Origin of the sequence: Pseudomonas sp. Sample_9 (assembly GCF_004307535.1) — a bacterium.
Classification (GTDB): Bacteria; Pseudomonadota; Gammaproteobacteria; order Pseudomonadales; family Pseudomonadaceae; genus Aquipseudomonas; species Aquipseudomonas mercuritolerans.
On record NZ_RAZO01000171.1, the window covers coordinates 1 to 10802 of the forward strand.

9 protein-coding genes are annotated in these 10802 nt (G+C 60.4%); 3 read left to right on the plus strand and 6 right to left on the minus strand.

The features are described from left to right. Nucleotides 1–1488: aldehyde dehydrogenase family protein (locus D6877_RS09605; RefSeq protein WP_130910596.1), on the minus strand; the 1488-nt coding region annotated here is incomplete at its 3' end. Nucleotides 1489–1670: 182 nt separating this feature from the next. Then, a complete protein-coding gene (gene glsB, locus D6877_RS09615; RefSeq protein WP_024013269.1) occupies nt 1671–2579 on the minus strand; it encodes a glutaminase B in 909 nt (302 codons plus the stop codon). 139 nt (nt 2580–2718) lie between these two features. Between glsB and D6877_RS09620 the strand changes: the two genes are divergently transcribed. After that, nucleotides 2719–3207: a GFA family protein gene (locus D6877_RS09620; RefSeq protein WP_130910598.1), complete on the plus strand. Its 489-nt coding sequence runs from the start codon at nt 2719–2721 to the stop codon at nt 3205–3207. Between the two features lie 99 nt (nt 3208–3306). Here the strand turns inward: D6877_RS09620 and D6877_RS09625 are convergent, their stop codons facing one another. The 3 genes from D6877_RS09625 to miaE form a co-directional block, all read right to left on the minus strand. Next, nucleotides 3307–4593, minus strand: coding sequence for an ATP-binding protein (locus D6877_RS09625; protein ID WP_130910599.1), 1287 nt, complete (start codon nt 4591–4593; stop codon nt 3307–3309). After that, nucleotides 4594–5301 (minus strand): response regulator, encoded by a 708-nt coding sequence (locus tag D6877_RS09630; RefSeq protein WP_130910600.1) that lies wholly within the window; start codon nt 5299–5301, stop codon nt 4594–4596. It abuts the gene before it with no gap. A gap of 182 nt (nt 5302–5483) precedes the next feature. Beyond that, nucleotides 5484–6092, minus strand: a complete 609-nt coding sequence (gene miaE, locus D6877_RS09635) for a tRNA isopentenyl-2-thiomethyl-A-37 hydroxylase MiaE (protein ID WP_122612531.1) — start codon at nt 6090–6092, stop codon at nt 5484–5486. Between the two features lie 160 nt (nt 6093–6252). On the opposite strand from miaE, the gene D6877_RS09640 reads away from it, so the two are divergent. Then, nucleotides 6253–7116, plus strand: coding sequence for a universal stress protein (locus D6877_RS09640; protein ID WP_130910601.1), 864 nt, complete (start codon nt 6253–6255; stop codon nt 7114–7116). 86 nt (nt 7117–7202) lie between these two features. Here the strand turns inward: D6877_RS09640 and D6877_RS09645 are convergent, their stop codons facing one another. Then, nucleotides 7203–7673, minus strand: coding sequence for a DUF1289 domain-containing protein (locus tag D6877_RS09645; RefSeq protein ID WP_024013275.1), 471 nt, complete (start codon nt 7671–7673; stop codon nt 7203–7205). A gap of 467 nt (nt 7674–8140) precedes the next feature. On the opposite strand from D6877_RS09645, the gene acnB reads away from it, so the two are divergent. Beyond that, on the plus strand, nt 8141–10750 hold the full coding sequence (gene acnB / locus D6877_RS09650) for a bifunctional aconitate hydratase 2/2-methylisocitrate dehydratase (RefSeq protein WP_130910602.1): 2610 nt from the start codon (nt 8141–8143) through the stop codon (nt 10748–10750). The last annotated feature ends 52 nt before the right edge of the window (nt 10751–10802 follow it).

A 10802-nucleotide genomic window follows, 5' to 3' on the forward strand; every position in this document is an offset into this window, starting at 1 on the left:
GAGATCAACCTGAGTCATCCGGCTACGCACGGTAAACACGCCATCGCCGGAAAGAATCGCACTGCGCGCAAACAGGCGCCCGCTCTCCCAGTTCGAAAGGCCCAGTTCCGGCTTGTTCAACGCGTACTGGCCATCGACCCAACGGGTGATGCCGTTGCCTACGAACGGCGCATTCACCGCGTTGTAGAAGCGTTCCTGAACCGCCGCATCCTCGCTGATCAACGATACGGTAAATTGCGGGCTGTAACGGTTGAACAGCGCAATCGCCTGGTCCAGATCATCGACAATCATCAGGCTGACTTCCGGGGTTTCTTCCCATTCCCACTCGCGGCCCAGCTCCGACTCGGGCAAAGACTCGGCCAGCGCTTCGGTCTGGTAACCCTCGGCGCGATAAACCTCGACCGTTGCGTTCTGCCATTCGCTTGGCAGGCAACTTTCACTGCCCGCGACGATGTGCAATTTGCAGCCTTGGCCGCGCGCCGTACCGGCGGCTTTTAACGCATCGAGAAACAGCGGCACCAGCTCATCGGCGCGTTCGCGCTGAATCAGGCAGACGTTCAGGGTATTGCAGACCTTGCGGTCCAGCGAGTTGCGCACCACTGCCGCGAAGCGAGTGGCGTCGGCGTCACGGTCGGCGATCAGCCACGCACCGCCGGTGCCGTGCAGGCTGACGGCAGTGCCGGCCTGCTGAGCAATGCTGCCCAACTGACTGACCGCACGGCCCGAGCCTCGCGCCACCGCCAGCGACAGACGCCGATCGGCAAACATCGCCCAACCGGCAGCATGATTGACGCTTTCGACCAACGACACCGCACCCACCGGCAAACCGGCTTCGGCCAGTGCTGGATTCAGCGCGTGAGTGACGATGGCTTGCGCAGTGCCCAACGCATCGCTGCCGATGCGCAGCACAGCCGTATTACCGGTGCGCAACACCCCGGCGGCGTCGGCAAATACGTTGGGTCGGCCTTCGAAGACAAACGCGACGATGCCCAGCGGCGAGACCACTTGCTCAACCTTCCAGCCGTCGTGCTCGACACTGCTGATCACTTTGCCCCGGGTGGGTGGCGCATCACGCCACGCGCGCAGCCCGGCGATCATGTCGCGGCGCATGCTTTCATCGGCGAGCAAGCGTGTGGTCGAGCGACCGCGCGCCTTCGCTCGCTCAATGTCGGCGCGGTTGGCGGCTTCGATCTGCGTCCAGCATTCAGGGCTCTCCAGGCGCTGGGCAAACAGGTCGAAGAACCGGCTGATGGCTTCATCGGAGACCGCCGAAAATGCTGTGAATGCCGCAGCCGCACGCTCGATTGCCACCGAGGCGGCCTGTTGATCGGCCACGGGGATCAGCAACAACTCGCCACTGACCTGCTCGACCAGCAGATGGTCACCGGGCTGAAACCGCGCGGCCAGTTCGGGGCTGACCACGGTGACCCGGTTACCAGCGAAAGGGATCGGCGTGCCAGCGACTAGACGTTCGAGCGCAAGAGACATGAAGCGGATTCACCATGCAGAGGGCGGCCGGAAAATGTATAGAACACGATCCTGCAAAGCAACACTGCACCCGGTGGGAGCGAGCCTGCTCGCGAAAGCGGCCAGTCAGACGACATCGATGCTGAATGTACCGGCCTCTTCGCGAGCAGGCTCGCTCCCACACTGGAAATCGTGGTGTGTCTTTAGAAGACGGACCAGCCAATCCGCGAGCTCAGCAGCTCCAGCGCCGCCATCCCCGCCAGCGAGTTCCCGGCCGCATTCAACTCCGGCGACCACACGCACACACTGAATTGCCCCGGCACCACCGCAACGATGCCGCCGCCGACCCCGCTCTTGCCCGGCAGGCCGACGCGATAAGCGAAGTTGCCCGCCTCGTCGTACAAACCGCTGGTGGCCATGATCGAGTTGACCTGCTGGGTCTGGCGGCGCGTCAGGATCTGCTCGCCGCTGTGCTTGCAGAACCCGTCATTGGCCAGAAAGCAGAACGCCCGGGCCAGATCGATGCAATTCATCCGCAGTGCGCAGTGACTGAAATAGCTGCGCAACACCGCCTCGACATCGTTGTGAAAGTTGCCGAACGACTGCATCAGATAGGCCATCGCCGCATTACGCGCACGGTGCTGGTATTCGGAGTCGGCGACCTTGCCGTCGATCATGATTTGCGGATTGCCGGACAGACGCCGGACGAAGTCGCGCATCGACAATGTCGGCGCGGCGAAGCGCGACTGGTTGATGTCGCAGATCACCAGCGCCCCAGCATTGATGAACGGATTGCGCGGGCGGCCGCGCTCGAATTCCAGTTGCACCAGCGAATTGAACGGCTGGCCGGACGGCTCGTGGCCAAGCCGTTCCCAGATCGCTTCGCCGGAGTGATCGATGGCCTGCACCAGGCTGAATACCTTGGAAATACTCTGCACCGAGAACGGCGTTTCAGCGTCGCCGGCGCAATACATTTCGCCGTCGTTACTGTACACGGCGATGCCCAACTGGTTGGCCGGCACCGTGCCGAGGGCGGGAATATAGTCAGCAACTTTGCCCTGCCCGATCAGGGGCCGGACGGCGTCAAGGATCTCGTTCAACAGCGCTTGCATGCCGGGTTCCGAAAGTCTCGCCCCATGGGATCGCGGGGACACTGGGGCTAGACGCTGCGCCCGCCGGTCGCATCACACCGGCAAGCATCAGGCAGAATGTTCTAGGCTGGAGCGGACAATTCAGACACAGGAGAGCACCATGCACCTCGAAGGCTCCTGCCATTGCGGCGAAGTCACGTTCAGCCTCGACAGCGCCCATCCTTATCCCTATCAACGCTGCTATTGCTCGATCTGCCGCAAGACCCAGGGCGGTGGCGGTTATGCGATCAACCTTGGCGGCGACGCGACCACTCTCAAGGTTCGCGGACGCAAAAACATCAGCATCTATCACGCGAAGATGAAAGCTGACGGCGATAAACGCGCCCATCGCAGCAGCGCCGAACGCCACTTCTGCTCACTGTGCGGCAGCGGCCTGTGGCTGTTCAGCCCAGAGTGGCCAGAGCTGATTCATCCATTCGCCTCGGCGATCGACACGCCACTGCCGGTGCCGCCGGAACACACGCACCTGATGCTTGGTTCGAAAGCGCCGTGGGTTGAGGTCGAGGCGAAGCCGAAGGATCAGCAGTTTGATGTATATCCCGAAGAATCAATCGCCCAGTGGCATGAGCGACTCGGTGTAACTCGCTGAACACCGCGCCCTTCGCGAGCAGGCTCGCTCCCACATTTGGAATGCCATCACCTGTGGGAGCGAGCCTGCTCGCGAAGGGGCCGGGTCAGGCAATATCAATCAGTCCAGATGCGCCCAGGTCATCCTGAACAACGCCCCGCCCCACACCGATTCGCCAACCTCAACCTGCCCGCCATGGGACTGCGACACCCGCCGCACCAGCGCCAGGCCCAACCCAAAACCACCGGTGCGCCGATCCCGGCTGGCGTCCAGTCGGGAAAACGGTTCGAAGATTTTCTCCCGTCCTTGCAGCGGCACGCCCGGGCCGTCATCGCTGACCCGCACTTCATAGTCATCGCCATTGCGCAGCAGCGACACCTCGACACGCTGCTCGGCATAGCGAATTGCATTGCGCAAAAGGTTGATCACCGCCCGCGCCATGAAGCGCGGTTCGATGCTTACCGTGTCGACCTGGCAACCGGCGATCGACAACTGCACGCCCACTGCTTCGGCCTCCAGCGCCACACTACCGACAACGCTGTCTAGCCAGTCGGCCGCGTGAATATTCTCCCGTTTGATCACTGTCGCGCCGTGCTCGAGGCTGGCGTAGGTCAGCAGCTCCGAGACCATCTCCTCCAGCTCACCAAGGTCGGCATACATGTCGGCGATCAGCTCGCGATTCTCGCTGGCGTCCGGTAGCTGTTTGAGCTGATCAAGTTCGAACGACAGCCGCGCAATCGGTGTGCGCAATTCGTGAGACACCGCGTTGGTCAGTTCGCGCTGGTTGGCGATCAAGCCTTCGATGCGCGCCGCCATCAGATTGAAGTGCTCGGCCAGATCGCGGATGTTTGAGCGCCGCGATAACTGGATGCGCACCGACAGATCATTGTCGCCAAAACGCTCGGCCGCCAGCCGCAGCTTTTCCAGATCGCGCCAGTGCGGGCGCACCCAGAAAAACAGCACGATGCCAATCAACACCGCGAGCATCATGTACGCCGCAGTGATGTAGAACGGCATCAGGCTCGGCTCCGGCGGCAGCTTGATGCTGAGCAGTTGCGAGCCACCATCGATATTGCTAATGAACTGCGTGTAATCGTCGCGGATCACCAACAGGTTCCGCGCGAGCTCGGCTTTTTCCTGCGGTGTCAGGGCGAGTTGATCGGCCTCGACCAGACTCAGCGACAGACCGTAGTGCGCGCGCAATGAATCGAGTTTCTGTTCACGCTCGGCGCCCTGGCGGCCTTGCAGATGATCGACCAGCGACCACGCCTGACCGCGCACGGCTTCACGGTTGTAATCCTGCGTCTGGCTGTCGAGCAAGGCGTTGAAGGTGTGCTCGACCGTCTGCAAGGCCAGCACCAGTCCTACCGTCATTACCAGAAACAGCCCGAGAAACAAACGCAGCATCTACAGCTCCCACGCGAACGGATTGAACAGATAGCCCTTGCCCCACACGGTCTTGATGCACACCGGCTCGCGGGGATTGTCCTTGAGCTTGTTGCGCAATTTGCTGATGTACACGTCGACGCTACGGTTGAGGCCGTCGAAGGCAATGCCGCGCATGCGATTGAGAATGTCATCGCGAGAAAGGATTTTGCCCGCCGCGCTGGCCAGCAACCAGAGCAACTCGAACTCCATGGTGGTCAGCTCGATCAGCTCACCGGTCAGGCGCACTTCCCGGCAACTGCGGTCGATGCTCAATTGCCCGAACTCGAGAAAACTGACCACGCTGCTGTCCGGCGTCTGCCGCCGTTGCAACGCCCGCAGCCGCGCGAGCAACACCGGCGGTTTGATCGGTTTGATCACGTAATCGTCAGCGCCGGATTCCAGACCGAGGATGTGATCGAGATCGTCTTCCTTGGCGGTGAGGATCACGATCGGCGTGTCCGAGACACTGCGAATTTCCCGGCAGACCTGCAAACCGCTCTGCCCCGGCAACATCAGATCGAGCACGACCATTTTCGGCTTGAATTCGAGAAACGCAGCCACGGCCAGATCCCCCCGATGCACCGTGCGTACCTCGTAGCCGTGTTGTTCAAGAAAGTGCGCGATCAACGCGGCGAGACGCTCATCGTCTTCGACCAGCAGCACCTTGCCGAAACCCAGGTTATCCATAATGACCGTTGCCAAGCCAAATGTGAAAGGGCCGATATTATGCGGGCAATCATTGATCAGGCGCTGACGCCAGACAGCAAAAACCGGCCACGCGGGCCGGTTTTCGGTGATGTTTCATACTTTTAAGATTTTTTTACAATCCGACAATGATGTCCGATTGGATTGCGGCAGCTCCTACCCGATCATGCGGCGACCGGCACACCGCTGTGAAAGCGGAATTCTTCGTCCGGCGACTCGATCAACGCTTGCTCGGCAGCACGGACGCGCTCAATCACCTGCGCGACATCCTTGGCATCACCATACTGATAGGCCAGTTTCAGATAACCCTGAAAGTGCCGCGCCTCGCTTTTCAGCAAACCGAAATAGAACTTGCCCAGTTCTTCATCCAAATGCGGCACCAGTGCTTCAAAGCGTTCGCAACTGCGTGCTTCGATGAAAGCGCCGACTACCAGCGTATCAACCAGTTTCACCGGTTCGTGGCTGCGCACCACCTTGCGCAGGCCCGAGGCGTAGCGGCCGGCGTGCAGCTGACGCAACTCGATCTTGCGCCGCTTCATGATGCGCATGACTTGCTCGTGGTGCACCAGTTCTTCCCGGGCCAGGCGCGACATCATGTTGATCAGGTCGACATGGGCGTGGTACTTGGCAATCAGGCTCAGCGCCGTGCTGGCCGCCTTGAACTCACAGTTCTTGTGATCGATCAGCAGGGTTTCCTGATCGGCCAGTGCCGCCTGGACCCAGGCGTCGGGCGTGCGGCAGCCAAGGAATTCGTGGATTTCGGGAAGGATCATGGGGCTCACGGTAAAAAGGTGTTCGAGCGAAGGGCGCCGATTATACCGGCCTGCCCGCAGACCACCAGCAGCGGCTGTTGATATGCATCAAGTCGCAGACGTTCGGGTAGCAACTATAGTTGTGCAACGCCGTGCCTTTTCTTTGCTGGAGACTCCGCTCATGCAAGCCATTCGCAGCATTCTGGTGGTCATCGAACCTGAACATGCGGAAAGCCTGGCGCTCAAACGCGCCAAGCTGATCGCCGGTGTCACCCAGGCTCATCTGCACCTATTGGTGTGCGACAAAAAGCATGACCACGCCGGCCTGCTCAGCGTGCTCAAGGCGGCATTGCTCGCCGAAGGGTACAGCGTGACCACCGAACAGGCGTGGAACGAGAGCCTGCACGAAACCATCATCGATGTGCAGCAGGCCGAGGGTTGCGGCCTGGTGATCAAACAGCATTTCCCCGACAGCTCGCTGAAAAAAGCCCTGCTGACCCCGGCCGACTGGAAGCTCCTGCGCCACTGCCCTACCCCGGTACTGCTGGTAAAAACCGCCGGTTCGTGGAAGGACAAAGTGATTCTGGCTGCGGTCGATGTCGGCAATGCCGACGGTGAGCATCGGCATTTGCACAGCACCATCATCGATCACGGCTACGACATCGCCAGTCTGGCCAAAGCGCATCTGCATGTGATTGCCGCGCATCCGTCGCCGATGCTTTCAGCCGCGGACCCGACATTCCAGCTCAAATCGACAATAGAAGCCAAATATCGCGAGCAGTGCCGGGCGTTTCAAGCAGAGTTCGATGTCGATGACGAGCACCTGCACATCGAGGAAGGCCCTGCCGATGTGTTGATCCCGTTCATGGCGCACAAACTGCAGGCAGCGGTAACGGTGATTGGCACAGTGGCGCGCAGTGGTTTGTCAGGCGCGTTGATCGGCAATACGGCGGAGGCGGTGCTGGATACGCTGGAAAGCGATGTGCTGGTGCTCAAGCCGCAGGAGGTTGAGGATCATCTGGTGGAATTGGCCGTGAAACATTAAAAGCAAAAGATCGCAGCCTTCGGCAGCTCCTACAGGTAGAACGCATTCCCATGTAGGAGCTGCCGAAGGCTGCGATCTTTTGCTGTTCAGGCGCCGAAGGCGTCTTTCAGGAAGCCCGGGGCGATGTAGCGCTGATAATGCGCTTCCGACAGCAGGAAGAATTCCCGATCAATGGCATCACGCAGTTCCGGCAGGTTCCAGTCGCGGAACTCCGGCAGCAACACCATCCCGTACGCCTCAAGATTAATGATCACCCGCGCACCTCGGGCAATCAGCTGATAGGCCCAGCAATATTCCGACTGATGCGGTACGAAGCGGATCTTGCGCTGTTCGAGCTGCTCGCGCAGGCGCGCCGGATCGAAGATCTCGACCTTGCTTGCCATCACTTGTGACAGCAATTGCTCCAGACGCAGCCACACCGCACGCTTTTCCTCCTCGTTGTACCCGTTCCAATGGATCACTTCGTGGTGGAAACGCTTGCAGCCACGGCACACCAGGTCACCGTAAACGGTGGAGCAGAGGCCGACGCAGGGGGTCTTGATGGTCTGATTGGGCATAAATGGGCAGAACACTGAAACGCGGAACAGGCCGGCATGTTAGCCCTTTGTCGGGCATTGATCACCCCTCAAACAGCAAGGTCTCGCCGGCGTCGCAGGTTTGCTCCGGCCGCGCTGATTGCCACGAAAGTCCAATAGAGCGCGACTTACCTTTAAATTTTTTTTGCCGTAGAATCAGCCAGCCTTTTAAGGCGCCAATGTCCGTTAGAAGCTGTTTTCAAAGCGTCACGAGCACAGTCGTTCCTTCAGAGCGGTGTTGGCGAAGGGTTTTTCCAGCGGGGAAAAGCCCAACGCCAACCCTCATCAGCTCCCCGTTCTGCAGGCGTAAAACTTTGAAAGCAGCTTCTGTAAGGAATTGCCGGTAATTCTGGCCGAACGACCCACAACGTCGTGAGGCGCATGAGTACGGCAATTTCGGGATGAGCGTCCCGGACACCCATTTGGGACCACTGATGAGGGTAATAACTGTGCTTGAAGCCTACCGCAAACATATCGAAGAGCGTGCAGCCCTGGGTATCGTTCCCCAGCCGCTTAACGCCGAACAAACAGCAGGCCTGATCGAGCTGCTGAAGAACCCTCCGGCTGGCGAAGAAGCTTTCCTCGTTGACCTGATCACCAATCGCGTACCACCTGGAGTGGACGAAGCTGCCTACGTCAAGGCCGGTTTCCTGTCTGCCCTGGCCAAGGGCGAAGCCACCTCCCCTCTGCTGGACAAGAAACGCGCTGTAGAACTGCTCGGCACCATGCAGGGCGGCTACAACATCGTCACCCTCGTTGAACTGCTGGACGACGCCGAGCTGGCGCCAGTCGCCGCCGAAGAACTCAAGCACACCCTGCTGATGTTCGATGCCTTCCACGACGTCGCTGAAAAAGCCAAGAACGGCAACGTTCACGCCAAGGCCGTGCTGCAATCCTGGGCTGACGGCGAGTGGTTCAAGAAGCGCCCGGTCCTGGCCGACAAGATCAGCCTGCGCGTATTCAAGGTCACCGGCGAAACCAACACCGACGATCTCTCCCCTGCGCCAGACGCCTGGTCGCGTCCTGACATCCCGCTGCACGCCCTGGCCATGCTGAAAATGGCCCGTGACGGCATCGTTCCGGACGAGCAAGGCAAGACCGGCCCGATGAAGCAGATCGAAGAAATGCGCGGCCAGGGCTTCCCGATCGCCTACGTCGGTGACGTGGTCGGTACCGGTTCGTCGCGTAAATCGGCCACCAACTCGGTGCTGTGGTTCTTCGGCGACGACATCCCTTACGTGCCGAACAAGCGCGCTGGCGGTTTCTGCTTCGGCAGCAAGATCGCTCCGATCTTCTACAACACCATGGAAGATGCCGGCGCCCTGCCGATCGAGTTCGATGTGTCGAACATGAACATGGGCGACGTGATCGACCTGTACCCGCACGCTGGCAAAGTCTGCAAGCACGGTACCGACGAAGTCATCACCACTTTCGAAATGAAGACCCCGGTGCTGCTGGACGAAGTCCGTGCCGGCGGTCGTATCCCGCTGATCATCGGCCGTGGCCTGACCGAGAAGGCTCGCGCCGAGCTGGGTCTGCCAGCGTTCGACCTGTTCAAGAAGCCTGAAGCTCCGGCTGAAAGCACCAAGGGCTTCACCCTGGCGCAGAAAATGGTCGGCAAGGCTTGCGGTCTGGCAGAAGGCCAGGGCGTGCGTCCTGGTACCTACTGCGAACCGAAGATGACCACCGTGGGCTCTCAGGACACCACCGGTCCAATGACCCGTGACGAACTGAAAGACCTGGCGTGCCTGGGCTTCTCCGCTGATCTGGTGATGCAGTCGTTCTGCCACACCGCGGCTTATCCAAAGCCGATCGACGTGACCACCCACCACACCCTGCCTGACTTCATCATGACCCGCGGCGGCGTTTCCCTGCGTCCGGGCGACGGCATCATCCACTCGTGGCTGAACCGCATGCTGCTGCCGGACACCGTCGGTACCGGTGGTGACTCGCACACCCGTTTCCCGATGGGCATCTCGTTCCCGGCCGGTTCCGGCCTGGTCGCGTTCGCCGCTGCCACTGGCGTCATGCCGCTGGACATGCCGGAATCGATCCTGGTGCGCGTCAAAGGCAAGATGAAACCTGGCATCACCCTGCGTGACCTGGTTCATGCCATTCCGTACTTCGCTATCCAGAACGGTCTGCTGACCGTCGAGAAGAAAGGCAAGAAAAACGCCTTTTCCGGCCGCATCCTGGAAATCGAAGGCCTGGAAGGTCTGACCCTGGAGCAGGCGTTCGAACTGTCCGACGCCTCGGCCGAACGTTCGGCTGCCGGTTGCACCATCAAGCTGTCGAAAGAGTCGATCACCGAGTACCTGCAGTCCAACATCACCCTGCTGCGCTGGATGATCGGCGAAGGCTACGGCGATGCGCGTACCCTGGAACGCCGCGCTCAAGCGATGGAAGCCTGGATCGCCAATCCTGAGCTGATGGAAGCCGATGCCGACGCCGAATACGCCGAAGTCATCGAAATCGATCTGGCCGAAATCAACGAGCCTGTGCTCTGCGCGCCGAACGATCCGGACGACGCCCGTCTGCTGTCCAGCGTTGCTGGCGAGAAGATCGACGAAGTGTTCATCGGTTCGTGCATGACCAACATCGGTCACTTCCGCGCTGCCGGTAAACTGCTGGATCAGGTCAAGGGTCAGCTGCCAACCCGTCTGTGGCTGTCGCCGCCGACCAAGATGGACGCTCACCAACTGACCGAAGAAGGCTACTACGGCATCTACGGCAAGGCCGGCGCACGCATGGAAATGCCAGGCTGCTCGCTGTGCATGGGTAACCAGGCACGCGTTGAGCCGAACAGCACCGTGGTCTCGACGTCGACCCGTAACTTCCCGAACCGTCTGGGCGACGGCGCGAACGTCTACCTGGCCTCGGCCGAGCTGGCGGCCGTTGCTTCGATCCTGGGTCGCCTGCCGACCGTCGAGGAGTACATGGAATACGCTGGCAAGATCGACAGCATGGCGGCCGATGTCTACCGCTACCTGTCCTTCGACCAGATCGCCGAGTTCCGTGAAGCTGCTGCGAACGCCAATATCCCGGTCGTTCAAGCCTAACGCTGCAAGGCAATAAAAAACGCCGCCCATCGTGAGATGAGCGGCGTTTTTT